The sequence below is a fragment of the Haloarchaeobius amylolyticus genome (assembly GCF_026616195.1).
GTDB lineage: Archaea > Halobacteriota > Halobacteria > Halobacteriales > Natrialbaceae > Haloarchaeobius > Haloarchaeobius amylolyticus.
This window is the reverse complement of the sequence record NZ_JANHDH010000001.1, coordinates 1457576-1481914: the sequence shown is the minus strand read 5'-3', so window position 1 is coordinate 1481914 and position 24339 is coordinate 1457576. Positions and strand designations below refer to the sequence as shown.

Annotated in this window: 22 protein-coding genes and 1 tRNA gene; 14 read left to right on the top strand and 9 right to left on the bottom strand. The window is 67.2% G+C overall.

Annotated elements, in window-relative coordinates:
- Positions 1-34 precede the first annotated feature (34 nt).
- On the bottom strand, positions 35-1360 hold the full coding sequence (locus tag NOV86_RS07605; RefSeq protein WP_267640741.1) for an ABC transporter substrate-binding protein: 1326 nt from the start codon (positions 1358-1360) through the stop codon (positions 35-37).
- A 420-nt stretch (positions 1361-1780) separates the two neighbouring features.
- Between NOV86_RS07605 and NOV86_RS07600 the strand changes: the two genes are divergently transcribed.
- From NOV86_RS07600 to NOV86_RS07585, 4 genes are all read left to right on the top strand, one after another.
- The gene (locus tag NOV86_RS07600; RefSeq protein WP_267640740.1) at positions 1781-2416 is read left to right on the top strand and encodes a Fic family protein; all 636 of its coding nucleotides are present in this window, start codon (positions 1781-1783) and stop codon (positions 2414-2416) included.
- Between the two features lie 137 nt (positions 2417-2553).
- Positions 2554-4302 carry an Nramp family divalent metal transporter gene (locus NOV86_RS07595; RefSeq protein ID WP_267640739.1) on the top strand — a complete coding sequence of 583 codons (1749 nt, stop codon included), beginning with the start codon at positions 2554-2556 and terminating at the stop codon, positions 4300-4302.
- Complete coding sequence (locus tag NOV86_RS07590) at positions 4299-4667, top strand: hypothetical protein (protein WP_267640738.1); 369 nt, start codon at positions 4299-4301, stop codon at positions 4665-4667. The genes NOV86_RS07595 and NOV86_RS07590 overlap by 4 nt, the downstream gene beginning before the upstream one ends.
- Positions 4664-5140 (top strand): hypothetical protein, encoded by a 477-nt coding sequence (locus NOV86_RS07585; protein WP_267640737.1) that lies wholly within the window; start codon positions 4664-4666, stop codon positions 5138-5140. The genes NOV86_RS07590 and NOV86_RS07585 overlap by 4 nt, the downstream gene beginning before the upstream one ends.
- Positions 5141-5144: 4 nt before the next feature.
- Here the strand turns inward: NOV86_RS07585 and NOV86_RS07580 are convergent, their stop codons facing one another.
- The gene (locus tag NOV86_RS07580) at positions 5145-8219 is read right to left on the bottom strand and encodes an FAD-binding and (Fe-S)-binding domain-containing protein (RefSeq protein ID WP_267640736.1); all 3075 of its coding nucleotides are present in this window, start codon (positions 8217-8219) and stop codon (positions 5145-5147) included.
- Between the two features lie 113 nt (positions 8220-8332).
- Here NOV86_RS07580 and NOV86_RS07575 point away from each other — a divergent pair, with 113 nt between their 5' ends.
- Positions 8333-9430, top strand: a complete 1098-nt coding sequence (locus NOV86_RS07575) for a S1C family serine protease (RefSeq protein ID WP_267640735.1) — start codon at positions 8333-8335, stop codon at positions 9428-9430.
- Between the two features lie 40 nt (positions 9431-9470).
- On the opposite strand, the gene NOV86_RS07570 is transcribed toward NOV86_RS07575, so the two are convergent.
- Positions 9471-9611 (bottom strand): hypothetical protein, encoded by a 141-nt coding sequence (locus NOV86_RS07570; protein WP_267640734.1) that lies wholly within the window; start codon positions 9609-9611, stop codon positions 9471-9473.
- Between the two features lie 184 nt (positions 9612-9795).
- Between NOV86_RS07570 and surE the strand changes: the two genes are divergently transcribed.
- Positions 9796-10581: a 5'/3'-nucleotidase SurE gene (gene surE, locus NOV86_RS07565; protein ID WP_267640733.1), complete on the top strand. Its 786-nt coding sequence runs from the start codon at positions 9796-9798 to the stop codon at positions 10579-10581.
- A gap of 47 nt (positions 10582-10628) precedes the next feature.
- Here the strand turns inward: surE and NOV86_RS07560 are convergent, their stop codons facing one another.
- A complete protein-coding gene (locus NOV86_RS07560; RefSeq protein ID WP_267640732.1) occupies positions 10629-11216 on the bottom strand; it encodes a hypothetical protein in 588 nt (195 codons plus the stop codon).
- Positions 11217-11413: 197 nt separating this feature from the next.
- Here NOV86_RS07560 and NOV86_RS07555 point away from each other — a divergent pair, with 197 nt between their 5' ends.
- Positions 11414-12010 carry a DUF3267 domain-containing protein gene (locus tag NOV86_RS07555; RefSeq protein WP_267640731.1) on the top strand — a complete coding sequence of 199 codons (597 nt, stop codon included), beginning with the start codon at positions 11414-11416 and terminating at the stop codon, positions 12008-12010.
- A gap of 86 nt (positions 12011-12096) precedes the next feature.
- Here NOV86_RS07555 and NOV86_RS07550 read toward each other — a convergent pair.
- Both NOV86_RS07550 and NOV86_RS07545 read right to left on the bottom strand, forming a co-directional pair.
- Positions 12097-12170, bottom strand: a tRNA-Ile gene (locus NOV86_RS07550).
- Between the two features lie 75 nt (positions 12171-12245).
- Positions 12246-12854, bottom strand: a complete 609-nt coding sequence (locus NOV86_RS07545; protein WP_267640730.1) for an FxsA family protein — start codon at positions 12852-12854, stop codon at positions 12246-12248.
- 108 nt (positions 12855-12962) lie between these two features.
- Between NOV86_RS07545 and NOV86_RS07540 the strand changes: the two genes are divergently transcribed.
- From NOV86_RS07540 to NOV86_RS07525, 4 genes are all read left to right on the top strand, one after another.
- Entirely contained in the window at positions 12963-14609 is a 1647-nt protein-coding gene (locus NOV86_RS07540; RefSeq protein ID WP_267640729.1) for a DUF255 domain-containing protein, read from the top strand.
- A gap of 63 nt (positions 14610-14672) precedes the next feature.
- Complete coding sequence (locus tag NOV86_RS07535; RefSeq protein WP_267640728.1) at positions 14673-15479, top strand: TrmB family transcriptional regulator; 807 nt, start codon at positions 14673-14675, stop codon at positions 15477-15479.
- A 261-nt stretch (positions 15480-15740) separates the two neighbouring features.
- Positions 15741-17768: a choice-of-anchor L domain-containing protein gene (locus NOV86_RS07530; protein ID WP_267640727.1), complete on the top strand. Its 2028-nt coding sequence runs from the start codon at positions 15741-15743 to the stop codon at positions 17766-17768.
- Positions 17769-17889: 121 nt separating this feature from the next.
- Complete coding sequence (locus NOV86_RS07525) at positions 17890-18477, top strand: DUF7344 domain-containing protein (RefSeq protein ID WP_267640726.1); 588 nt, start codon at positions 17890-17892, stop codon at positions 18475-18477.
- 127 nt (positions 18478-18604) lie between these two features.
- Here NOV86_RS07525 and NOV86_RS07520 read toward each other — a convergent pair whose 3' ends face one another.
- The 3 genes from NOV86_RS07520 to NOV86_RS07510 are packed head-to-tail and all read right to left on the bottom strand — an operon-like array spanning position 18605 to position 20960.
- On the bottom strand, positions 18605-19834 hold the full coding sequence (locus tag NOV86_RS07520; protein WP_267640725.1) for a DUF5305 domain-containing protein: 1230 nt from the start codon (positions 19832-19834) through the stop codon (positions 18605-18607).
- A complete protein-coding gene (locus tag NOV86_RS07515; protein WP_267640724.1) occupies positions 19831-20379 on the bottom strand; it encodes a hypothetical protein in 549 nt (182 codons plus the stop codon). Before NOV86_RS07515 ends, NOV86_RS07520 begins: the two co-directional genes overlap by 4 nt.
- Positions 20376-20960: a DUF7344 domain-containing protein gene (locus tag NOV86_RS07510; protein WP_267640723.1), complete on the bottom strand. Its 585-nt coding sequence runs from the start codon at positions 20958-20960 to the stop codon at positions 20376-20378. Before NOV86_RS07510 ends, NOV86_RS07515 begins: the two co-directional genes overlap by 4 nt.
- Before the next feature lie 436 nt (positions 20961-21396).
- Here NOV86_RS07510 and NOV86_RS07505 point away from each other — a divergent pair, with 436 nt between their 5' ends.
- The 3 genes from NOV86_RS07505 to NOV86_RS07495 all read left to right on the top strand — a co-directional run bounded on the left by NOV86_RS07505 (position 21397) and on the right by NOV86_RS07495 (position 24328).
- Positions 21397-22062, top strand: coding sequence for a hypothetical protein (locus NOV86_RS07505; RefSeq protein ID WP_267640722.1), 666 nt, complete (start codon positions 21397-21399; stop codon positions 22060-22062).
- A gap of 58 nt (positions 22063-22120) precedes the next feature.
- Positions 22121-22654 (top strand): hypothetical protein, encoded by a 534-nt coding sequence (locus tag NOV86_RS07500; RefSeq protein WP_267640721.1) that lies wholly within the window; start codon positions 22121-22123, stop codon positions 22652-22654.
- 162 nt (positions 22655-22816) lie between these two features.
- The gene (locus NOV86_RS07495) at positions 22817-24328 is read left to right on the top strand and encodes a CARDB domain-containing protein (protein WP_267640720.1); all 1512 of its coding nucleotides are present in this window, start codon (positions 22817-22819) and stop codon (positions 24326-24328) included.
- Positions 24329-24339: the final 11 nt, after the last annotated feature.

The window sequence follows — 24339 nt, the reverse complement described above, 5'->3', positions numbered from 1 at the left end:
TGAAGATAGTGTGGTTGCGGGTGGTGCCTCGACGTTACAGGCTGCAGCCCGTCTCGCTCGGGTCGCGGGCGACCTCGTCGCCGGCCGTCTTGCTGGTGTGTTCGAACCAGCTCTTGTAGGGGTCGTCCTGCATGTTCGACTGCGCCTTCGCCTCGACGGTCGACACCGGCTGGATGAGCTGGTGGTCGTCGGCGCGGAAGTACATCTTCCCCTGCTTGAGCTTGTGTTCGAGTTCGTGGCCCTCGAGTTCGCCGCGGATGTCGGCGGCGTCCTTCGAGCCGGCGCGGATGGCGGCCCGGGTGAGCTGGTCCATCGAGGTGTAGCCCATGAAGTGCCGGGAGAACGGCGAGGCGCCGAACTCGCTGGCGACGCGCTGTTTCACGCTCTCGCCGAGGTCGGTCGCGGGCGAGGAGGCGGCCCACGGCGTCGCCCACAGGCCGGCCGCCGAGGCGGCCTCCTTGCCGATGCCCCAGAAGACGGACTCCTCGAACAGCGGCCCGGCCATCTTCATGTCCTGGTCGAGGCCCTTGTTGAGGAACTGCTTGGTGACGATGCGCTGGTCGGTGCCAGCGATGACGACCGCGAGGCCGTCGGCGCCGGAGTTCGCCGCCTCGTTGAGGTACTGCGTGTAGTCCTGCGAGGGGAACGGCGTGCCGACCTCGCCCTTGATCTCCGCCCCGTTGGCCTTCAGCGCGCCCTTGATGGCCTTCGCACCGGTCTGGCCCCAGGTGTAGTCGGCGAACATGACGAACCACGAGTCGGCGTAGTCCGCCATCTGGGTGCCGAGCGCGTTCGCCAGCATGGAGTTCGAACACGTCGGTCGGAACATGTTGGCGGCGCACTTCCCACCCGTGGTCGCGTCGGAGTGCGACCCGGCCGCCATGTAGGCCACGCCGTTGTCGGAGGCCCAGTTCCCCATCTTGATGGCGACCGACGAGGAGACGCCCCCGAGCGTGAAGTCGACCTGGTCCTCGTTGACGAGCCGCTTCATGCGTTCGAGACCGGTCCCTGGGTCGGTCTCGGTGTCCGCGGTGACGAGCTCGATGTCGACGCCGTACTCCTCTTCGAGGTCGGCCTTCGCGAGCTTGGCGCCCTGGACCTCACCCTTGCCGAGGAAGGAGTACGAGCCGGACTGCGAGGTGATCACACCCACCTTGAACGACATGTCCTCGCCGCTGGACTGCGTACCACCCTGCGTGCCGCCGTTGTTGCCGTTGCCGCCACCACCGCCACCGCCGCTGGTGTCCGGATCGCTGGTGTCTGCGCAGCCGGCGAACGCCGCGACTGCCCCCGTGCCGAGTGCCTGCAGGTACCGCCGCCTGTGAACCGTGCTACCACTGTTCTTGCCGTGTTCTGGCATGGAACAAGCATGCGAATAGAGGTATAAATAGATTTCCCAAGTAGTAAGCGATATTATTGTTTAAGGGCATATAGAAACGTCCATTTCTGCTGTTTTGAGGGTCTGAAGAGGGCTTTTGCGGCCTGTTGTACCCTGTTTCAATCGGTTCTGTGACCATTGCTATACTCCATCGCACGCGGGCCGACCCCGTCCGAGCGGTGGTTCAGACGACTGAATCTTCGATTCACACGAATGAATCGGCTACGTCCGGTGATTTTGCCGGAAATCACCGACGCGAACGCGACGAAAACGCGGCAGTATTTACGTGTGAGGTGGTACCACGAACCGTGTTCGCACGTGTGAAGCGACCGATTCACACGACTGCACCCGGAGTTCACTCGTGTGTAAAGGCTTATACGGGGGTAGCTAACATGGTAGTCCATGGCAACCGAGGGTGGCGCGCGCGAGCGCGACCGGGACGACGACGGTCAGTTCGCCGACCGCATCCCACTCGAGGCCGCACTCGCCGTGTTCGAGCGACAGGAGGACCGGGCGCGCCCACTCACCGCGAGCGACGTGCTCGAGGAGCTGGACTGCTCGCGCCGGACGGTCCACAACAAGCTCAACGACCTCGTCGAGCGCGGCGACCTGGAGACGCGGAAGGTGGGGGCCCGGGGCCGGGTCTGGTGGCGACCGCTCCCGGTCGAGGCGGTCGACGACCCGATCACAGACGCGCGACACGACGACTCGTTCTCCGAGGGGGCCACACCGGTCTCCGACGACGAGCTGGCGGCGTATCCTCCGGCGGTCCGCCAGGCGATCACCGAGGTCGACATCCCCGGGACCGGCAGCACCGCGACGGCCCGGCGCGAGGCCGTCCTGGCGGCGTACGACTACCTCACGGAGAACCCGAGCGCGAAGAAGGGCGACTTCCTGCAGGACGTCTTCCCCGAGCACCCGGCGGAGTTCCAGACCGCCGACGGCTGGTGGAACGCCATCCAGCCCGCGCTCAAACAGCTCCCGGGTGTGGACCCGCCCGAAGAGCGCGGGCACATCTGGCACTTCCTCGGCGGATAGGCAGCCCGAGGCGTGGCTCTCTCCGGCAGTGACGGATAGATATAAACCGCCGGCATCCACTCTACTGGGTAGACACGACACGTGGTAGCAGCTATCCGGTGCCGGTGGGGGCACAGGACAGAGTGGGTATCTGATACATGGCGATAGAACGCGAGCACGAGCAGGTCGACGACGCCGAGACGGAGCCGGAGGTGTACGCCTCGGCCGAGGAGGGGCGCGAGTACCGGACCTCGGCGTACGCCCCGACCGCCTACGACAACCTCGAGCTCGCCGCCGAGGACGAGGAACACCCCGACCGCGGGAACGGGGACGCCTACCGGGAGGTCGACCTCCCCCGCGTCCCGAAACTGAGTCACGTTCTCGGCCCGAGCGCCATCATGCTCGGCGCCTCCCTCGGCAGCGGCGAGACCATCTTCTGGCCGCTGCTGGTCGCCCAGAACGGCTGGAGCGTCTACTGGGCGTTCTGGGTCGGCGTGCTGACGCACTTCGTCATCAACACGGAGATCCAGCGCTGGACGCTCGCGACCGGCGAGAGCATCTTCCGGGCGTTCGAGCGCGTCCACCGCGCCTGGCCCGTGCTCTTTCTGGTACTCGGCTTCGTGAGCTTCGGCTGGCCGGGGTGGGCCGCGACGGCCGCGAAGGTCGGCGCGACGGGGCTCGGCATCGAATCGACGTTCACGGTGCTTGGCTACCAGTTCCTCGGCTGGAAGGCCTACGGCATCCTGTTGATGTTGCTCATCTGGGCCTCCTACCAGCTCACACCGCTGATGTACAACGTGGTCGAGCGCGTCACGGCGGTCCTCGTCGCCTCCTCGGCGCTCTGTGCCATCGCCCTGTTCGTGCTGGTCGGCGACCCGGCCGAGCTGGCGAACATCCCGGTCGGGGCGGCGAGCATCGGGACCCTGCCCGGCGACGAGGACGTGGCGGTGTTCCTCGGCGGGCTCGCGTACGCGGGCGCGGGAGGATATCTCAACCTCTCGCAGTCGCTGTGGATCCGCGAGAAGGGCTACGGCATGGGCCGCTACCAGGGCCGGGTCCTGAACCCCATCGTCGGCGACGAACCCGAGATCGTCCACCGCGACGGCTTCTCATTCGAGGCGACGGTCGAGAACATGCGACGCTGGCGTGGCTGGTGGCGACTCGCCCAGCTGGAACACCTCGTGACGTTCGTGCTCGGCGTCTTCGTGACCGCGACGGCGATGATGGCCATCGCGGCGACCTACGTCACCGCGACCGACCCCGGCGGCGTGGAGATGTGGCTCACAGGCGTCGCGCCGGACCTCTCGCCGCTGGCCGGGGCGTTGCTGTACGGCGTGCTCTTCCTCGCGCTGTTCACCACCGAGTACGCCATCGTCGAATCGGTCGTCCGGAACAGTGCGGACGTCATCTACGAGGCCGTCGGCCGCGAGCGCGGCTGGAGCCTCCCGCGCATCTTCTGGTACCTGCTCACCGCGTTCGCGGGCTGGGGCATCCTCATCCTCACCCTGCCCATCCCCATCGAGCAGCCCTTCGGCCTGCTGTTGACGGCGGCCGCGATGTCCGGCGCGATGATGTGGCCCTACACCGCGCTCACGCTGCTCATCAACACGCGACGACTCCCCGAGCACACCCAGCCCGGCTGGCCGCGCATCTTCGCGATGTGGTGGGCGACGGCGTTCTTCGGGTACTTCTCGGTGCTGCTGGTCGGGAACACGTTCGAGCAACTGCTGGGACTGGACGCGTTCCGCGTGACCATCGGGGTCGCTGGCAGCGCCCCCGGCGGGTTCCTGCTGTTCGTCGTCCTCGCGGCGACGCAGGTGTACGTCATGTCCGCGTCGGCCAAGGCGAAGTGGCGCGCCGAGGAGACCGTCCCCGACGCCGAGGAGGCGGACGGGCTGTTCTCGTGACGATGGCCGCAATGGGCGACCGACTCGACGCGCTCGCACACCGACTCACCGGTCTCCGGCTCGTCCTCTACCTCGTCGGGCTCGTCGGGGTCGTCCTCGCCAGGGGCCTCACCGACCCGCTTGGAACCGTCCTCGTGGCGCTCGCACTCGCGGTCATGATCGCCACCTACGCCGCCGAGTCCTACGTCGGCGAGGGGGCGAATGGACTGCGGACGACCGGCTCCCGGCTCCTGTTCCTCGCCGGCCTCCTCGGAATGGGCGCCGGGGGCTACGTCGTCCTCGCGGGGAACCAGGTCGCCGGCGCGCTGTTCGTCGCGGGTGGCGCGCTCGTCCTCCGCCGGGCGGTCGCGGGTGACGGGCGATGACGACCGTCCACGCCCACGTCCACCACTGCATGACCGGGACCACGCCCCTCCGCATCGCAGACGTGCTGTTCACCGACGACGCCGTCGAGATAGGCGAGTACGCGACCGTCACACCGATGTTCGGCATCGTCACCGGCGGCCACCGCGAGCGCGCCGCGGAGATGGCGGCCCGGTGTGCCGAGGCGGGGCCCACGGCGGTCCTCGATGCGGCCGAGCGTCACGTCTCGATTCCCTACGCCGAGGTCGAGACGATTCGACTGTACGAAGGTGGTCGGTTCGGCCGGCCGAAGCTCGCCATCGACACCGGTGAGGGCCCGCCATACGGCTACCGGATCCACGCGCCGGTCGAGGTCGCGGCGCTCCGGGACGTGCTCACCGACCTCGGGGAGGAGAAGGGATTCGACGTCGAACTGGTCGCCGGCGTCGGGTTCAGCCCGCGAGAGAGCCTGCGGCGGTTCCTCGTGGACCGCTGAGCCCCTAGGCCAGCGCCTGCTCGACCAGCTGGATGGGCGTCGGCGGCTCCTCGCTCTCGGTCGCGTCGCCCAGCGTGTCGCGGTCCTCGAGCTGGGTCCGGCAGGAGGCGCCGGGGGCGACGACGGTGTCGCCCTCGCTCTCGTCGATCTGGTCGTAGAGGATGTTCGCGATGGCCTCGGTCATCCCGCGGTGTTCGGCCTCGTAGCCGAAGCTCCCGGCCATCCCACAGCAGGTGGAGTCGAGGGGGTCGACCCGGTAGCCGGCCCGGCGCAGCACACCGACGGCGTGGTGGTCCTTCTTCGTCGACTTCTGGTGGCAGTGTCCGTGGTAGGTCAGGTGCTCGTCGGGGGCGGCGAAGTCGATGGCCTCGTCGAGCCCGAAGGCGTCGAGGTACTCACAGACCCCGTAGGTGTTCGCGGCGACCTGCTCGACCGAGTCGCCGGAGAGGAGGTCGCGGTAGTCGCTCTGGAACATCACGGCGTTCGAGGGCTCGACGAGCACCACGTCCCAGCCGTCGCGGACCTGCGGGGCCAGCGCGGCCACGTTCTCGCGCGCCTCCTCGCGTGCCCGGTCGAGGAGCCCCTTCGAGTGGGCGGGTCGGCCCGTGTCGCCGAGGTCCGGCACGTCGACGTGGACGCCGGCCGCTTCGAGCACCTTGACGGCGGCCTTCCCGGAGTCGGGGTCGTTGAAGTTGGTGTGGGTGTCCGGGAACAGCAGCACGTTCCGGGTGGCACTGGACTTCGGTACGGTCGAGCCGCCGCGTGCCTCGAACCAGTCGCGGAAGGTCTCGCGCCGGAACTTCGGGAGGCTGCGGTCCGCGGAGATGCCGACCAACTTCTCGCCGAGCTTCCGGGCGGGCCCGAAGTCCGCCATCCAGTTCGCGATGGGCGCGGTCATGCTCCCGAGCTTCGAGAGCTGGTGGATGTTCGCGAAGACGCGGTTGCGCAGGTCGACGCCCTCGCGCTGCTGGCGCTCGTGTTCGACCTCGACCTTGAGCTTGGCGAGGTCGACCCCGCTGGGGCAGTCGTTCTTGCAGCCCTTGCAGCCGATACAGAGGTCGAGCACCTCGTGTTTGAACTCCTCGGAGAACTGCTCCTCCTCGCTCAGGTCGCCGCTCATCGCCTGCCGGAGCATGTTCGCCCGGCCGCGGGTGGCGGTGATCTCCTCACCCGAAGCGCGGTAGGTCGGGCACATCACGCCGCCGGTGGTGTCCTGGTCGCCGCGACAGCCACCGCAGCCGTGGCAGAGTTCGACCATGCCCTGCATCCCGTTCTCGTTGTCCCAGTTCAGCGTCGGGTCGAACCCGAGGTCGAAGTCGTACTCCGGGCCGGAACGCAGGTTCTCGGTCATGTCCACGTCGCCACAGACCTGCCCGGGGTTGAGCAGCCAGTCCGGGTCGAAGGCGCTCTTGAGGTCTCGGAAGACGGTCCAGAGGTGCTCGCCGTAGAGTTTCTTGTTCCACTCGGTGCGGGCGCGGCCGTCGCCGTGCTCGCCGGAGACCGAGCCGTCGTACTTCACGACGAGGTCGGTCACCTCGTCGGCGATGTCGAACATCGTCTGGACGCCCTCGACCGTCTTCGTGTTCACCAGCGGCCGGATGTGGAGCACGCCGGGGCCGGCGTGGGCGTAGAAACTCGCGAAGGTGTCGTGGTCGTCGAGGATGTCCTGGAAGTCAGAGACGTAGGCGCCGAGGTTCTCCGGCGGGATGGCGGTGTCCTCGATGAACGCGATGTGCTTCGCGTCGCCGGTGCGCGAGAGCAAGATCGGGAGGCCGGACTTGCGAAGCTTCCAGATCTTCGCCATCTGCTCGGCGTCGTAGGCCTCGAGCGCGTCGAAGGCGCGGGCGGGCTCGTCGACGCTGACGGCCGCGCCGCCGTCGGTCGCCTCGCCATCCTCGCCGGCACTGGTCGGCTCGCCCTCGGGTTCGTGGCCCGGCAGGCGGTCGGCGAGGAGGTCGGCGACCTGCTCGCGCCCGTGCTCGGCGTCCTCCGCGTAGAACTCCACGAGCAGGGTCGCCTCGGTGCCGGCGGGCAACTGCTCGGCGACCTGCTCGAACTCGGGGCGCTCCCGGGCGAGGTCGAGCAACACGTCGTCGACGAGTTCGACCGCGGCCGCGTCGTGTTCGAGGATGGCCGGCAGGTCGTCCATCGCCGCGACGAGGTCGTCGTAACACAGCATCGTCAGCGCCGTCGTCTCGGGGACGGGTTCGAGCGACACCTCGGCCTCGGTGACGACCGCGAGGGTACCCTCGCTCCCGGCGAGTAGCTTCGAGAGGTTGACGACGCCCTCTTCTTCGGCCTGGTCGAGCAGGTAGTTGAGGTTGTACCCCGAGACGTTCCGCTTCAGGTCGGGGAACTTCTCGCGGATCTCGTCGGCCTCCTCGTCCAGCACGCGCTGCACCGCGGCGTAGATGCGTCCCTCGAGGTCGCCCTCGGGGTCGGCGTACTCGTCCAGTTCCTCGACCGGGACGTCCGCGAACTCCGTGACCGTCCCGTCGGCGAGGACGACCTCGCAGGCCTCGACGTAGGCGTCTGTCTTGCCGTACTTCAGCGAGTGCGCGCCCGTCGAGTTGTTGCCGATGGCCCCCCCGAGCACCGACTTGTCGCCCCACGCCGGGTCCGGCGCGAACTTCAGGTCGTGTTCCGACAGGACGGTGTTCAGCCGGCCGAGCTTCACGCCGGGCTGGGCGCGGGCGGTCTGGCCCTCGGGGTCGACCGACTCCACGCCGTCCATGTGCCGCGAGAAGTCGAGGACGACCGCCTCGTTCACGGTCTGTCCGGCCAGCGAGGTCCCGCCACCCCGGGGCAGGACCGGGACGCCCTCCTCGGCGCAGTACGACACGACGGCAGCCACGTCGTCGGTCGAGCGCGGGAAGACCACGCCGATGGGCGTCTGCTCGTAGATGCTGGCGTCCGTCGCGTACAGCTGTCGCGAGTACGTGTCGAACCGGACGTCCCCGTCGATTCGCCTGTCGAGTGCCGCCTGCAACGGCGTCTCCGGTACCTCCTCGCTCCGGTAGTCGAAGACACTCCGTCGGTCGGCAGCCGGGTCCGTGCCAGACCCTTCACTCCGTGCCATGGAGAGAGATAGCCCCCAGCAGGACAAAAAAGGCGGAGAAGGTGGCCAGATTCTCGGAACGACGGTGCCGGGCCGGGACGTGACTTAACCTCGTTGGCGCCGAAGTGAACGACATGCAACAGGTCAGTCGCCGCCGGTTCCTGCTCGGCGCCGGTGCCGCCGCCAGCGTCGGCCTCGCCGGCTGTTCGGGGACCCGCGTCGGCGAGCAGGGGGTCACGCAGTCGGAGCAGTCGGTCGGGGAGGTCGGGGACCAGCCGGTCCAGGAGGACGAGACCGCCAGTTACGTCGACGTGTACGAGGCGGCCATCCCGTCGGTCGTCCTCGTCCAGGCGTTCCTCCCGACCGGCCAGAGCCAGGGGTCGGGCTGGGTGTACGACGACACCCACGTCGTGACGAACCACCACGTGGTCGCCGACGCCGAGGCGGTCGACGTACAGTTCTCCAACGGGGACTGGGCCGAGGCTACCGTCGTCGGGAGCGACCGCTTCAGCGACCTCGCGGTACTGGAGGTCGCCGGGAAACCGGCCGCCGCGGAGCCACTGCCCCTGATGACGGGCGACCCGCCGGTCGGCCGCCGTGTCGTCGCCATCGGGAACCCCTACGGGCTGGAGGGGTCGATGTCGGAGGGCATCGTCTCGGGGGTGAACCGCCTGCTCCCGAACATCAACGGGGTGCAGATTGCGGACACCATCCAGACCGACGTGGCGGTGAACCCGGGGAACTCCGGGGGCCCACTGCTCCGGCTGGACGGGACGGTCGTGGGCTGTATCAACGCCGGCGGCGGCGAGAACCTCGGATTCGCCATCTCCGCGGCGATGATCCGGCGGGTCGTCCCGACGCTCGTCGAGCACGGGGACTACCAGCACGCCGCGATGGGCATCAGCATGACCAACGTCACGCCGACGGTGGCGCGGGTGAACGACCTGGACGGGGTCTCCGGGGTGATGGTCGTCACGGTGGCCGACAGCGGTCCCGCGGCCGGCCTGCTCCAGCCCGCGACCGGGACGACCACGGTCGGTGGGGTCCGGGTGCCCGTCGGCGGCGACGTGCTGGTCGCCATCGACGACACCCGCATCGCCAGCCAGCAGGCGTACGCGACCTACCTCGCGCTGCGGACCCGCCCCGGGGACGTGGTGCAGGCGACCATCCTCCGGGACGGCGAACTCGTCGACCGGACCCTCACGCTCGGGACGCGCGGCGGAGGCGCCTGAGGCCGGCAGTTCGGGGCGACGTGTCGGTCCTCCCGGCCGGTCAGTCGGCGCGGCGGGCCTCCCGGCGCCGACGCCGGGCCAGCCCGAGCAGTTCGAGGCCCGCCCGTTCCAGGGCGTCGTAGTCGTCGCTGGCGACCGCGAGCCGGGCAGCGTCGAGTGCCTCCTGTGCCTTCTCGTCCATGGTCACCGGTTCGTGCCACGGGTACTAAACCGCGAGCCACGCGTGGTGAAAGTGAAACTGCTCGCCCTGTGCGTGCTGGACCCACATTTCGGCGGTGTGTGTCACTGCACTCGCGGTGTCCATCCGGACCCCTGCTCATGAAGAACCGATAGGGTTGTCCCGCTCCGGACCCCACCTCACGCCGATGGCTCAGCCACGGGTGCTGCTCACGAACGACGACGGCATCGACGCGGTCGGCCTGCACGCGCTCCACGACGGCCTCGGCGAGGTCGCCGACGTGACGGTCGTCGCCCCCACCGAGGACCGGAGCGGGGCGGGCCGCCGGAAGTCCCACGCCGTCTCCGCCCACGAGCACGAGCGCGGGACCGCCATCGACGGCACCCCCGTCGACTGCGTGGCCATCGGGCGCTACCAGTGCCAGCCCGACCTCGTCGTCGCCGGCTGCAACCCCGGCCCCAACATCGGCGCGCACAAGCTCAGCCAGTCCGGCACCGTCAGCGCCGCCATGGAGGCCGCGTTCCTCGGCATCCCCGGCATCGCCGTCTCGGCCTACGACCCCGAGCGCGGCATGCTCGCCGAGCCCACCCGCGAGGACTTCGCGGAGGCGGTCCGGGTCACCCGCTTCCTGGTCTCGCGCCTCCACGACGCGGACTGGCTCGGCCCCGACTGGTACTTCAACGTCACCGTCCCGACCGAACGCTCCCGCGGCGACGAACTCCGGCTCACCCGCCCCGCCCGCGGCTTCGACCGCCGGGTCGTCGAGGGCGAGGACGACCGCGAGTTCACCTTCGACAACCGCTTCTACGACCCCGTCGTCCCCGAGCGCGACGCCCCCGCACCCGACCCCGACACCGACCTCGGCGCCTGCGCGGACCACGTCACCAGCGTCTCCCCGCTCCACGTCGGCGTCGAGACCATCGAAGACGACCGGCTCGTCGAAGCCTTCGCCGGGTTCGGGGACGACGGATAGCCGCGGCTCGCCGTCGGTGACTCACCGGTGGAGAATCCTGTCCCCGCCTACAGCGGCACCCACTCCTTCTCCTCCATCGACTGCGGCACCGTCAGCACCGACCGCGTCACGATGCCCCGCTCCGTCGTGATGACCAGCACCGCCCGGTCCTGGGCGCCCAGCCCGGCCGTCGCCGCCTCGCTCCCGGCCCGGATATCCTCCACCGCGACGACGACGTGGAACACGTCCGTCTCGCTGTTCAGCACCGGCGCGGACCCGTCGTGGTCGATGGGGCTCACGACCGAGAAGTTCGTCGCGTTCGCCTCCGCCGCCGTGAAGTTCAGCGTCCGGTTCACGTGCTCGCCCCGGTAGTGGATGGTCGCGTTCGACAGGTCGGTCCGGTTCATGCCCGCGCCGAGTTTCACGGTCAGCCGGGCCGTCCCGACGCTCCCGTCCGCGGCGTCGACCTTCCCGACCTCGTTCACGACCAGCACGCCCCCGGAGATGTCCTCGAACGCCGCCGCCGTCTCGTTCTCGGCCTCGGCGCTCAACTGGCCCGCCCCGCTGAGCAGCGTGCCCCCCGCGATGGCCGCCACCGCCACCATCGCGATGAACAGGAAGATGATCCCGACGGACACCTGGGCACGCTGGTCCATACTACGCTCTGGTCGTGTTGGCAGAGTCATAGTTCTGTCGGGGGTGAATGTTTGATTGTCGAAGCAATCTAGACAGAACCGTTGACAAACACGACGGTAGACGACTAGGTTTGCTACTTTGTAACTTGAGATTCTCCTCAATTATCGAAACGGGATTTGGGTAATTGATATACTCGAAGCGGACGAAAAATGTCAGTATGAAATCCGCTCCGGATTCTCCAGACGGGTTCTCCGAACCGGAACCGTACGGAGAGGATTCTGTCTACAAGCGTGTTTCAAGCGCAGCAGTTGGGCTCACAGCATTCGGGTTGCTGGTGATTTTCTATCCCGTTCAAGAGATCGCCTCCAGCGCCATCGCTGATTCAATAGGAGAAGCCACGCCATTGATAGATTCTCTGTTTGTCGTTCTCACTATTCCATCTGGGCTGATGTTGACCGTATTTGTCCACGAGAACATCCACTATGCGGCTTCACGACTCATGGGTTATGACCCTGAAATTAGCTATCTACCACCAAGAGTTACAAATGACTATCAGTTCATGAGGCGACGAGATAGCATGATATCGCTGATATCCCCGTTCATACTCGTAAACCTCGCAGCAGGATTGATTATCTGGCTTGAATCGGGCTCCCTTGTTTCCTTGACAGCCATGGTGTGTTTCGTAGTCAATACCAGCTCATCTGGTTCGGATATCTTCGGGTTTTTCAGTCTTCTACGTCGACCCAAAGGGACAGTTGTGAAGACTGTAGTTCAGGAGGGAGCTAGGGAGTCGTTCGTCTTCGAACCGAAGTAAGACCACTTGAATGCCTAGAAAATCCGGTGCCACACTCAATCACGGTGGAGATGAGTCTGAATGAGCTAACGTCCGCGGAAAAGTAGTGGGCCGACTCGGATTTGAACCGAGAGCCTCCACCTTATCAGAGTGGCGCTCAACCTGATTGAGCTATCGGCCCGCCGTCGTTCGCATTTCCGAGTTGTGCGGTGGGAAGTATAAGGGTTTCTTTCTCGCAGAGCTTAGACAGGGGTTCTCACTCGTCGTCTTCGAACTCGATGTCGTAGGCGTCGTCGCCGAGGTTGTAGGTGTCGTCGCCGCTGTTGCCGCCGGAATTTCCGGTGCCGGAGCCGCTGGAGCCGCCGCCCATGCCACCGGAACCGCCACCCATGCCGCCGAAGCCGCCCATCTGGCCGCTGCCGTCGGCGTCGCCCTGCGGGAAGCCGAACGTCCAGACGTTCCCGGAGGCCATGCCGCCGGTCTGCTTGTCGAGGTACGGCGTGACGACGTACTTCTTCAGCACCGTGCGGATGGGGATGCGGGTCAGGGGGATCGTCAGCAGCAGGGCGACGAAGTCCGTGACCAGCCCGGGCGTGAGGAAGAACGCGCCGGCCGCGATGAGCAGCCCGCCGTCCATGACCTCGTTCGTGGGCGGTTCGCCCTCGACGAGCTGGCGCTGTATCTTGCGGATGGTGCGCCGGCCCTCGGCGCGCACGAGCAGGAGGCCGACGAACGCGGTCAGGACGACCAGCGCGGCCGCGATGACCACGGTCACCTCGGGTGCGAAGAGCGTGATGAGCAACAGCAAGGCGGCATCGAGCGTGGGGATGACGAGCAACAGCCCGATGAGCCGGAGTGTTCGCATGGTCGGGGGTAACGGGCCAGGGGTCAAAGCCCTTTTTCCATCGCTGGTCGGGTCGGCGGGCTGTGGCCATCGCCGAGTTCATACGCCCGCGCACCCGAAGCCCTCCACATGGACGAGTCCGCAGCCCAGACACGGGTGGAGTGGCACGAGTGGGGACCGGACGCCTTCGACCTCGCGGCGGAGACCGGCAGACCGATTCTCCTCTCGCTGTCGGCGACGTGGTGTTCGCACTGCCACGAGATGGACCGCGAGACCTACGACGAGCCGCGCATCGCGGCGAACGTGAACGACGGGTTCGTGCCGGTGCGGGTGGACGTGGACCGCAATCCCCGGGTGCGAGACCGGTACAACATGGGCGGGTTCCCCTCGAACGTGTTCCTCACGCCCGACGGCGAGGTGCTGACGGGGTCGGGCTACCTCGGCGAGGACGGCATGCGCCAGGTCATCGACTCGGTGCGCCAGATGTGGGACGAGAAGGGGACCGCCGCGGGGCGCATCCCCCGGTCGGTGCAGGGCAACGACACGCCCGCGGGCGAGCTGACCGAGGACATCGAGGCCCAGCTCGTCGGCCAGCTCCGCGAGAGCTACGACGAGCGAAACGGCGGCTGGGGCAACGCGGAGAAGTTCCCGATGCCCCGGAGCATCGAGTTCGCGCTGAAGCGCGAGCGCGAGCAGGCACTCCGGAGCCTGAACGCGGTGAGCGCGAACCTGCTCGACGACTACGCGGGCGGCTTTTTCAGATTTGCCGCGAACGCGGACTGGAGCGACACCCACCACGAGAAACTGCTGGACACGAACGCCTCCCTGCTGCGCGCGTTCGCCAACGCCTACCTCTACACCGGCAAGGACGAGTACCGCCAGCCCGCCCAGGCGACCCTCGACTACCTGACGGGGACGCTCTGGACCGGCGAGGCCTTCGGCGGGAGCCAGGCCGCCGGCGCGGGCCGGAGCTACTACGCCGCAGAGCCCAGCGACCGCGAGGCCGCCGAGACGCCCCCGGTCGACGAGACGGCCTTCGCGGACTGGAACGCGCTGGCGGTCGACGCCCTGCTCACCTACCACGCCTACACCGACGACGAGACCGCCCGGCGATACGCCGAGCGCACCCTCGACTACCTCACCGAGAACCTCGTCGCGGACGGCGTCGTCACCCACTTCCGTGACGACGACGGGACGGAAGGCGAGGCCGGCCTGCTGGTCGACCACGCCCGCGTCGTGAGCGCCCTGACCCGCGCCCGCGAGGTCCTCGGCGCGGACACCCTCGACACCGCCCAGGCGGTCGCCGACCACGCCATCGACACCCTGCTCGTCGGCGACTCCTTCGTCGACGGCCCGCGCGAGGGCCTCGGGCTGCTCGACCGGCCGCTCCGCCCCCTCGACGGGAACGTGGAGTTCGCCGACGCGCTGCTCGACCTCGCGCTGCTCACGGGCGAGGACCGGTACGAGGAGATCGCCGCCGACGCGCTGGGGGCCTTCGCGGGCGCCGCGGACCGCTTCGGCGTCCGCATCGCGGCCTACGGCTCGGCCGTCTCGCGCCTGCTCTACGACCCGCTCGTCATCGCGGTCACCGACGAGGCCGGCAGCGACCTCCACCGCGCCGCCCTGCGGATGGCCGACCACGAGAAGGTCGTCGTCCCGGACGCCAGCGGCTACGACGAGGCCGGCGCGGCCTACGTGGTCCGGGGCGAGTCCGTCGCCGAGCCGGCCCACGACCCCGAAACACTCAGCCGGCGAGTTTCCGACGCGATGGAGTGACGCCGCGACTGCTCGCGGAAACTACCGTTGTGTTTATGGTTCTCCACTCTGTTTGGGTTTATTATGGCGAGTCTCAGGGACCTCGGGTTGTCGGAGTACGAAGCGAGAGCATACCGCGCGCTGTTGAACACCGGACCGACAACCGCGAAGGAGTTGTCCCGGGCCAGCGACGTGCCCATGGGCCGTATCTACGACGTGCTGAACAGCATCGAGCAGTACAACCTCGTCCGCAGCCAGACCGCGAGCCGGCCGAAGAAGTACGTGGCCGTCGAGCCCGCGACCGCGCTGGACCGCCTCCTCGACGACAAGAAGCGCGAACTCGAGGAGAAGGCCGAACAGTACGAGAACATCGTCGAGGAGCTCTCGGACGAACTCGACGCGGCCGAACCCGTCGAGGAGCAGTTCTGGACCGCCGCCGTCGGGCAGGAGGAGACCACCGACCTCCTGCTCGAACGCCTCACCGCGGCCGACCGCCGCATCATCATGGTCGCCTCGGCCCAGACCCCCCAGTTCGACGTGACCGATATCGGCGACCAGATAGTCGAACAGCTGGAGGACGCCCTCGACCGTGGCGTCAAGATCGACGTGTTGCTCACCCGTGAGGTCGTCGACACCCTCTCGGAGGAGGTCGGCCGGCGCTACCGCGAACGTCTCTCGCCCAACCCCGACTTCGAGGTCCGCACCAGCGAGGACGTCACGGGCACGTTCAACCTGCTCGACGACGTGGAGTGCGTCATCCAGGTGCCCAACCCGCTGGGCTCCTCCGGCGAGACCTTCGCGATGATCGACCTCAAGGACCCCGAGTTCGCGACCGAGGTGTACGAGGAGTTCCAGCCGACGTGGGAGAACGCGGAACCGCTGCACTTCTGAGCCAGCCGTCCTGACCCGCTTCGGTTCGACCGCAGCCGTCCGTCCGAACGAGTCGTTCGGGGAGTTCTGGGGTCACCTTTCGCCCGGCTTAAGCCGGGCTTCTACGCGAGGAACGGTCGAATAGAGAACTGCTAGCTGTGTATACATAACCCCCCGCCACGCAGAGATGGGACCGGTACGTTACCGGCCGGAAACCGGCTCTAAAGACCTCCCAGGAAACAGGCGCCGGTACCACCCGGCTGGTGACGTGTCACAGATACCATGACAACGAAGCAAGATATCGGACTGTCTCGTCGGCAGGTGCTGGCCGGGCTCGGAACCATCGGCGTCGCAAGCGCGGGTGCCGGACTCGGCACGACCGCGTTCTACAGCGACCGCGAATCGCTCGAGGGCTGGTACGAGGCGGGCCGCGTCGACCTGTTGCTCGACTATCGGTCGACGTACCGGCCGTGGGAGCGCTACGACCTGCAGAACGTCCCGGAGGACCAGCGACCCCCGGTGGTCGTGGGAACAGAGGGGATGACATACGAGGTCGGCGCCGCGCCCGCGGTCCGGAACGCGGACGGAGACGCCATCAGCCACGAGGACTGGGGCGCGTTCCAGACGGGGACAGACGTCTGCGTGCTGCCCGTCCCGACCGACCTCGCCGACGAGGCTAACCCAGACGTACTGGGCGGCCTCACCGTCGAGGACGACCCCGGCAACCAGTTCCTCCCCGGCCTGGTCGATGGGACCCGCGGGATGTTCATCGACCTCGTCGACATCAAGCCGTACGACGAGGGTGAGACCACCTTCAGTTTCCACCTCTGTGGCAACCCGTCGTACATCTACGCGGAACTCCTCGACGAGGACAGCGAGGGCGGGCCGCTTCCCCGGAGCGACGAGGACTACCGCGAGGGTGTCACCGACCCCATCGAGCCCGAGCGCGAGGCGGGCGAGCTAATCGACGACCCCCGGTTCGAGGGCGGGGAACTCTGCGATTACCTCTACGTGGTCATCGCGGCCGACCCTGACTGTGACAACATCATCGAGGTCGACGAGAACGGGGCCACGGACGGCGAGAGCCCCACGGCGCCCGCAGCCCAGGAGGTCGAGACGGCCGCCGTCACGGCCGCGGACGCGTTCTCGGTCACCGACCTGACCGATGGGAGTCTCACCGCGGAGGACCTCGCGGCGTCGCTGGTCTCCACCCAGGGTGGCGTCACCATCGACCCGGCGAGCGTCACCTACACCGGCAACGACGCCTCGGCCGGCATGTTCCAGGGTGGGATGGACCCACTCGGCATCGAGAGCGGCATCATCCTCAGCTCAGGGGCTGCGGCCGACGTGGCCGGGCCGAACGACGAGGACGGGACGACCACCGCGTTCGATAACCCCGGCGACAGCGACCTCGACACGCTCTCGAACGCCACGACCGAGGACGCGACGGTCCTCGAGTTCGACTTCACGGTCCCACAGGACGCCAACAAGGTCTACTTCAACTACGTGTTCGGCTCCGAGGAGTACAACGAGTACGTCGATGCCGGGTACAACGACGTCTTCGGCTTCTTCCTGAACGGGCAGAACCTCGCCGTCGTTCCGGACCCGAACGACTCCAGCGAGACGGTCCCCGCAGCCATCGACAACGTCAACGAGGACGTCAACGACCAGCTGTACAACAACAACGACCCGTCGGAGATGGACGACGGGCAGATGGCCGACACCGAGATGGACGGGTTCACCGTCGTCCTCGACGTAGAAGGTGACGTCGTTCCCGGGGAGCCGAACACGCTCCGGCTGGCCATCGCCGACGCCGGTGACGCCTCGCTGGACTCGTGGGTGCTCATCGAGGGCGGCAGCCTCTCCACCGAGGACCCCACAGAGATCGTCGAGCCGACCGGCGACGTCCTCTACGCCGGGTCGATGAGTGGCTGGCTCGAACAGTTCGGCCCGGAGTTCGACGGCCGCATCCGGATTCCTCCGGTCGTGAAGGCCGACGGGTCGGGCGTCGCCGGTGACCCCGACGTCGACGCGTTCTGTTTCGAACCGGGCGTCCACTGCTACGTCATGCAGTGGTTCCTGCCGTGCAAGGCGAACGACTCGAACGGGAACGGTTTCACCGACCTCCCGCTCGTGAACAACCCGGTCGCGTCGGGGACCTTCGACGACGAACTCCGTGCTCGCGGGTACGTCGACGAGAACGACGCCACCATCGACGTCAACATCACGCAGACGGACACCTGCCACGTCGGCCTCCAGTTCACGGCCGAACAGTGCCGGCACAACACCGGGTCGGACGAGATGGCCTGAGCGTGCTCGGCCGACCGGTTCCACCCCTGAGTCGTCCGGCCCAGCATGGTCGCCCGGTGTCGTTCACCCTGATATGACAAAATCGTTCTTTTGTACGAGGGACACGACCCATCAACGACAGATGCTGGGGGACGGGGGTTCGACCAGCGGCGACGGCCACGGGGAGCGACGCGTCACACGCGACGACGTACTCGAGGCCCTGGGCAACGAGCGGCGCCGGTTCGCGCTCTACGCGCTCTGTCGGGCCGGCGAGCAGGTGACCCTCCGCGACCTCGCCGAGACGGTCGCGAGTTGGGAGAACGAGAAACCGCCCGACGAACTGCACTCCCAGGAACTCCGCCGGGTGAAGAACGCGCTTCGACAGTTCCACCTGCCCAAACTGGCGAGCAGTGGTATCGTCGAGTTCGACGAGCGTCGTGGGACGGTCGCGGTGACACCGGAAGCAACCGAGTGTGACCTCCTCACGACCGTCCTCTTCGAGCGACGGTTCCCCTGGACCCGGTACCTGCTCACCCTGGTCGGCGTCGGAACGCTGTGTGCAGTCGGTGGCGCGTTCGAGATCACCCCCTTCGACGCGCTCCCACCAGAGACGTGGCTGCTGATGTCCCTCGCCGCGGTGCTGGTCGCCCTGGTGCGGTACTGCTACGAGCACTACTACCGCCCCCGGCGGGGTCCGCGAGGGCCACCCATCGAACTCCGGCACCAGTGAAAGCGGCCGGACTCGGGAGCCAGCTGCCACAGACGGATGGACTGTCCTCCTCTCCCGTTCCGTCCCGCCCCGCACCGAGCCGACTCGCGGGAGACGAGGAAAGCGTCGGTCGACGGGGCCGGACCGGTCAGTCCTCCGCCTGCCCGGTGTCGTCCCAGGTCGGCGGCTCCTCCGACGTGGTGACGGGTTCGAGCGGGTCCGGCCAGTCGTCGGCGCCCGCGTCCGGGCCGGCCGGCTCCTCCTCGGCGTCAGCCGTGTCGTCCATCGCCACGGCTCCCGGCTCGTCCGGCGTCTCTGTCGGCGGTCGGTAGACGTACAGGTAGTCACCGTGGACGACGTAGAACGCCTCCTCGTCGGGGTCCTCGACGACCGCGTTGTCCGTGTCGATGGCGAAGTCGACGAGGGCCTGCAGCGACTCGGCCTCGGCCGCCGGGCGGTCGAAGGCGTCCTCTGGCAGGCGGATCTCCGAGATCCACTCGTCGAACTCGCCGCGTTCGCCCTCGAAGGCCAGTCGCTCGCGCTCGGCCTCGGAGACGGTGAAGAGGTCGCGTCGGTTCCCGACCGCGAGCACGCCGAGGCCAGCGAGCCCGACGAACAGCAGTCCCGGGCCGCCGAAGCGTCCCAGTGGGCCGGCCTGTGCCGGGACGGCGACCTGCCGCGCCTCGTCGAAGGACTCGGTCTGTGCGGTGGCCCCGGAGACGCTGTAGGTGCTCCCGTCGACCGAGAGCGAGAGGGGGTCCGTCTGCCGGTGGGTCACCTGCTCCCCGTCGACGGTCCCCTGCACCGTCACGGTCGTCCGGATGGACACCGACGGCTCGCCCGAGCTGCCGAGCTGCTCGGAGATGTTCGCGGCACGCTGGTCGGCCGCGATGGCGTCGAGCGAGAAGGGAACCTGCACGCGGTCACCGGGCGAGAGCGACGAGAAGCTATCGTTCGCGAGGACGCGTTCCTTCCGCCAGTGGACCGTCGCGGGCTCCTCACCGGAGCCGCCTTCGGTCCCGGTGAAGACCAGCACGACCGAGACGTTCCCCGCGAGGTCGCCCGACTGCCGGGCGTCGTACTGGAAGACGTAGCTCCCGTCGAGCCGTGGCGCGATACGACCCAGGTATGTCGACCGGTCGTCCAGCGTGGTGCCTGTCTCGTAGACGTCGTTCTCCTCGGTGACGGTCGCGGAGTGGTTGTACCAGCCGGTCGTCGACCAGGCCTCCTGCTGGACCGTCCGGGTGGACTCCCCGGGGTCGGCGTAGGCCCCGTAGGCGAGCCAGCCGCCGGCCAGCACGCAGGCGACGAGCGCGAGCGCGACCACGGTCTGGTTGTCGCCGACGACAGCACGCAGTTTCGTGTGGTCGTCGGTCATGCGACCACCCGGTGTTCGCCATCGGTCGTGGTCTCGTCGCTGGTGGTGCTCTCGTTCGTCTCCTCGTCTGGTTCCTCCACTCCGTCGTCGGCCGGCGTCGGCAGACAGCGCACCTCGAAGGTCCGCGCCTCGCCGTCGAGGGTCGCGTCGATCCCCTCGCCGTGGACCGCGACGGTGATGCTGACGTCGGCGGTGGTCTCGTTCGCGCACGTGACCTGCCCGAAGACGACGCCACGCTTGCCGGCCCCGACCGACCCCGGGCCGGAGACGCTGGTGACCTCGACGCCGGGCCCGTGTTCGATGCGCACGACCTCGACGGTCACCGGCACCGGCGTCCGGTCGGTCACCGTCACGAGTCGCGTCGTCGTCCCGGCGGTAACCGTCCGGTCAGCCGCGTGGTAGCCGACGAGGGCCTGCTCGTCGCCGACGACCGACACCTCGACGCCGCGCTCCGCCGACACCGACGAGTAGCCGACGGTCCCGTAGACCAGCGCTGTGGCTGCCGCGAGCGCGAGCACGATACTCACCGCCTTGAGGCGTGTCATCTATCGAGTTCCGGTGGTTCCTCCGTCGACCCGAGCTCCAGTTCGGTCACGTAGTAGCGATGCGCCAGCGCCGAGCAGGCGAACGCGATGACGACCGCGACGAGCCACGAGAAGTCAGAGAACGCGGTGAACGGCCAGAGGTCCGCGCCGACGACGGCCGTGAGCGCCACGGCCACGCCGGAGAGACCGAGATAGTACTCGTTCCAGGGCATCTCCTTCCCGCGGACCACGTCAAGGTACAGGTCGACGTCCGCCAGCGCGGCGGTCGGTTCGACGACCCCCCGGTCCTTGTCGAACTCGACGACCCCCGCCTCGTCCATCCGCGGCAGGTGCTGCTGCTGGAGCGCGGTGTAGACCCGCTTGCGCTCGGAGTAATCGACCTGGGACAGCTCGACGTCGTTCTCCCACGCGGCGATCTGTCGCGCCATCGGCCCGATGTCGATGGCCGCCTGTTCCTCCTGTTTCAGGACGTGCACCGCGTAGCGTCGTCGCTGGTTCGAGAGCACGTCGAACAGTTCGTCCTCGGAGACCGGTGTCGATACCTCGGCCTCCTCGTTCCCCCGCTGTTTCGCGACCCCCATGAGACGGGTAGTCATTGACAGGTCAGTATAAAAAACGGTTCGACCTTTCAGATACCATTAGTAACGTAAACGGTCGGTTACCGGGTGGTTACCGGACGGGGTGTGGCGGTTATCGAGAGGATACCGCCACAGAGAACGGCTGTGATGGCGGTCTGTCTTCCATCGGTCGGACTCGGCTGGTCTGGTCGAGTATCCATCACTTACCGGTCGGCCAGTAGGTATTTGTCGCATCGCAGAGCGACTCTGCGGGTTCTCTGAGAAAGCCTGCCACGAATCGCCCGAATTATAATCGACGTGTCACCGATTCGCAGGGGCCTCAATACAGTACGGGTATCTCCCATTGGGTTCGAGTGAAGCGATTCGGTGCGAGGCGGCGTCCCGCGGTCGGACGCCGGCTCGTGCGGGGTCGTGCTCGCAACACGGTGAATACAGGACAATGGAACGACGCAAGTTCTTGATCGGACTCGGATCGGTCGCTGCCGGCGGGGCAGCTGCAATGGGTACTGGTGCGTTCTCGAGTGTGAGTGCTGATCGTAGTGTCAGTATCAGCACTGCTAACGACTCGAACGCCCTCCTCGCGTTCCAGTCGAATAGTAATACGAACAGTGAATACGTCAATATCGATGGGAACGGAGGTAAAGTCGAAATCACAACCTCCAACAACGATGCAAACGGGCTTAATGCAGACTCACTCACCCGGATTCTCGATATGGTCGATGTTGTGAACCAAGGGACCCAGGCCGCAGTCGTTTACGTCGATGGAGACAGTATCCCGAACAACAAGAGGACGACGAGCAGTGGGTTTGGCGTAGACCCGCAGGTGACCAACCGCCCCAACGGGGACTACAACCCTGAAAACGACCTCCCAGCCGATAATCCGGGTGCTAACCTACAGGGTGAAGTTAGCCTGACCGGGATTTACAATCTTCCGGACTTCAACAGCTACGCTGCAGAGAAGGGAGACTTCGTTCTCGAGCCCGGTGAGAGTTTCAGTCTCGGACTCTACATCAAGAACCCGGGTGATGCAGACATTGACGTGTCGATGACCATGGTCGCTGACACCTCTATCGTCCCTGATTCCTACGTGGGAAAAGGGGATTGATTAGAAGAACATATAAATGAACCGTCGCACCCTCATTGCTGGCTTGGGAGGTCTCGCAATGAGTGGCGCGTTCGCCATCGGAACAGAGGCATTCACCAACGTCAGTACGAATCGAAACATAAATATCCAAACAACAGACGATTACGTTGCGGTTTTTACTCTGACCCAGCAAGGAACGGGCAGACGTTCGCTACTTGACGGGAACCCATCAGAACTTCAATTTGATATTCCCAGCCCAGATGAGGGGAACTATCCAGCCGGCAATCCAACTGACCCAGAAGGGCTCGGAATCGACTCTGTCTACCGCTTTGGCGAAGACGCTGCTCACGACGAACCGGGTCTGTTCGGTGTCAAGAACCAGGGTACACAGCCCGTCGAGGTCTACAGCACACAGGAGACGACCGCGGGCGTCCCGTCGGTGACGATGTACGATGTCGAAACGGGGAACCTGCTCACGGAGAGCAGTCCGTCGGGACCACTCGCTGTCGGTGAACAGCTAATCTGCGGGCTGGAGATCGATACCCATGGGGTTCCTGTCCAAGAGGAAGAGTATGACGTGACGCTGACTATCAACGCGGTCGCTACGGACTGACCACACCAGAAACGCCAGAGGAAGCGCTGTCGGACGACTACGACTCGGTTGGGGATTCGACCCACTCTGGCATTCGGCGGTTCGATTCCGCCGGTGGGTCTTCGCGGGGGGACAGAGGATGGGAACGCTGACCAACAGCAGCCAGCACAGAGGCCGGTAGCCGTGCACCGAGCAACGAAACTCCTCCTCACGGCCGTCGCCACCATCACCATCGCCCTCGCGCTCCTCCAGGGCACCGGCGCGTTCCTCACCACCCAGTCCGACACCATCGGACAGGGAATCCACCTCACCCCGCACCCGGGTGACAACGGCGACTTCGCCTACTACGACGAGGACGGCGAGCTGACGGTCGACCTGACCGCCGAGAACCCGAACCTCGAGGGCGAGGGCGTCTCCATCGACGCGGGAACCACCGTCCGGGACATCTTCACCGTCACGAACACGAACCCGGAGCCGGCCCGGGTGTGGCTCGACCTCGACCAGCCATTTCTGACCTTCGTCGCCCGGGGTGAGTCCATCGAGGGCAAGGGGAACGCGGTCGTGCTCGGGCAGAACGAGAGCGTCGCGGTCGGGCTGCGGGTCGACACGACCGAGGACGTGACGGTCGACATCGTGCGGGACCAGTTCGAGGTGAACGCGGTCCCGGCGGAGGCCGCCACCGATTCGACCCAGGGAACGGACGCGGACATCCAGACCGCGAGCGTCCCGGCGGTGTCGGTGGCGAAGCCGGCACCGAACGAGCGCCGGGTCACCCTCTGGCACGTCACGGGGTCGAAGACGGCCGACCTCGACCGGATGCACGTCGCGGGGGCGAACGTGACCCTCGACCGCGTCGCGCTCGCACCCACGCGGGAGGACGTGGTGCGGGTGGACATCGTGGGCAGCCCGGAGCCGGTCGGCGGGGTGGGGGCGCTCCCGGCCGGTCGTGACGCCCAGCCGGACGGGTACCTCGACCTCCGGCAGGCCATCGGAACCGGCGGGTTCGAGACGGTGCGGCTGTACGTCAGCGTCGACCGGGACTACCTCGACTGGCGGGGAACCGACCCGGCCGACGTGACCCTCCTCGAGTACGGAGACGGCAACTGGACCGAACTCGACGCCCGGCTGGTCGAGCACGGCGAGCGAATGCACTACGTCGCGACGACCGACGCGCTCGGGACGGTCGTCGTGGCGAGCGGGCAGCCCGACATCCAGGTCGCTGGCGTGCGCGTCGCGGACCGAGACGTGGTTCCCGGTGAGACCGTGACGGTCCGTGCCTCGGTCGAGAACGACGGCATGGCCGATGGTCGCCGGGAACTGGCGGTCGCGGTCGACGACGCGGCGGTCGAGCGCGAACCGGTCGCACTGGACCCGGACGAGCGTGCGGTCGTCCGGTACGAGCTCACGTTCGAGGAGCCGGGGACGCACTCGCTCCAGGTCGGGACTGTCGACGCCGGGGAGGTCGTCGTCAGTCGGGCGGCCGGCGCCGACCAGACGACCGGCGTCGGCGACGGCTCCGCCGGCACGGGCGACAGCCAGGGAACCGGCGCCGAGCAGGAGGCGACCGACGCGGGCGCACCCGGGCTGTCCACCCAGGGTGGCGAGGCCGACCCGGGGGCCGTCGTCGCGGTCGTCGTCGGTGCTGCCAGCGTACTGGTCTCGGTGGTGGTGCTCCGCCGACTCACGAGCGTCTGAGTGCGGCCCCG

What these genes read in the sequence shown, in the direction of transcription:
- NOV86_RS07505 (WP_267640722.1), top strand. Translation starts at nt 21,397, where the DNA reads ATGGAACGACGCAAGTTCTTGATCGGACTCGGATCGGTCGCTGCCGGC.
- NOV86_RS07585 (WP_267640737.1), top strand. Translation starts at nt 4,664, where the DNA reads ATGACGACCGTCCACGCCCACGTCCACCACTGCATGACCGGGACCACG.
- NOV86_RS07540 (WP_267640729.1), top strand. Translation starts at nt 12,963, where the DNA reads ATGGACGAGTCCGCAGCCCAGACACGGGTGGAGTGGCACGAGTGGGGA.
- NOV86_RS07570 (WP_267640734.1), bottom strand. Translation starts at nt 9,611, where the DNA reads ATGGACGAGAAGGCACAGGAGGCACTCGACGCTGCCCGGCTCGCGGTC.
- NOV86_RS07595 (WP_267640739.1), top strand. Translation starts at nt 2,554, where the DNA reads ATGGCGATAGAACGCGAGCACGAGCAGGTCGACGACGCCGAGACGGAG.
- NOV86_RS07520 (WP_267640725.1), bottom strand. Translation starts at nt 19,834, where the DNA reads ATGACCGACGACCACACGAAACTGCGTGCTGTCGTCGGCGACAACCAG.
- NOV86_RS07530 (WP_267640727.1), top strand. Translation starts at nt 15,741, where the DNA reads ATGACAACGAAGCAAGATATCGGACTGTCTCGTCGGCAGGTGCTGGCC.
- NOV86_RS07525 (WP_267640726.1), top strand. Translation starts at nt 17,890, where the DNA reads ATGCTGGGGGACGGGGGTTCGACCAGCGGCGACGGCCACGGGGAGCGA.
- NOV86_RS07600 (WP_267640740.1), top strand. Translation starts at nt 1,781, where the DNA reads ATGGCAACCGAGGGTGGCGCGCGCGAGCGCGACCGGGACGACGACGGT.
- NOV86_RS07545 (WP_267640730.1), bottom strand. Translation starts at nt 12,854, where the DNA reads ATGCGAACACTCCGGCTCATCGGGCTGTTGCTCGTCATCCCCACGCTC.
- NOV86_RS07515 (WP_267640724.1), bottom strand. Translation starts at nt 20,379, where the DNA reads ATGACACGCCTCAAGGCGGTGAGTATCGTGCTCGCGCTCGCGGCAGCC.
- NOV86_RS07560 (WP_267640732.1), bottom strand. Translation starts at nt 11,216, where the DNA reads ATGGACCAGCGTGCCCAGGTGTCCGTCGGGATCATCTTCCTGTTCATC.
- NOV86_RS07535 (WP_267640728.1), top strand. Translation starts at nt 14,673, where the DNA reads ATGGCGAGTCTCAGGGACCTCGGGTTGTCGGAGTACGAAGCGAGAGCA.
- NOV86_RS07500 (WP_267640721.1), top strand. Translation starts at nt 22,121, where the DNA reads ATGAGTGGCGCGTTCGCCATCGGAACAGAGGCATTCACCAACGTCAGT.
- NOV86_RS07510 (WP_267640723.1), bottom strand. Translation starts at nt 20,960, where the DNA reads ATGGGGGTCGCGAAACAGCGGGGGAACGAGGAGGCCGAGGTATCGACA.
- surE (WP_267640733.1), top strand. Translation starts at nt 9,796, where the DNA reads ATGGCTCAGCCACGGGTGCTGCTCACGAACGACGACGGCATCGACGCG.
- NOV86_RS07580 (WP_267640736.1), bottom strand. Translation starts at nt 8,219, where the DNA reads ATGGCACGGAGTGAAGGGTCTGGCACGGACCCGGCTGCCGACCGACGG.
- NOV86_RS07605 (WP_267640741.1), bottom strand. Translation starts at nt 1,360, where the DNA reads ATGCCAGAACACGGCAAGAACAGTGGTAGCACGGTTCACAGGCGGCGG.
- NOV86_RS07555 (WP_267640731.1), top strand. Translation starts at nt 11,414, where the DNA reads ATGAAATCCGCTCCGGATTCTCCAGACGGGTTCTCCGAACCGGAACCG.
- NOV86_RS07575 (WP_267640735.1), top strand. Translation starts at nt 8,333, where the DNA reads ATGCAACAGGTCAGTCGCCGCCGGTTCCTGCTCGGCGCCGGTGCCGCC.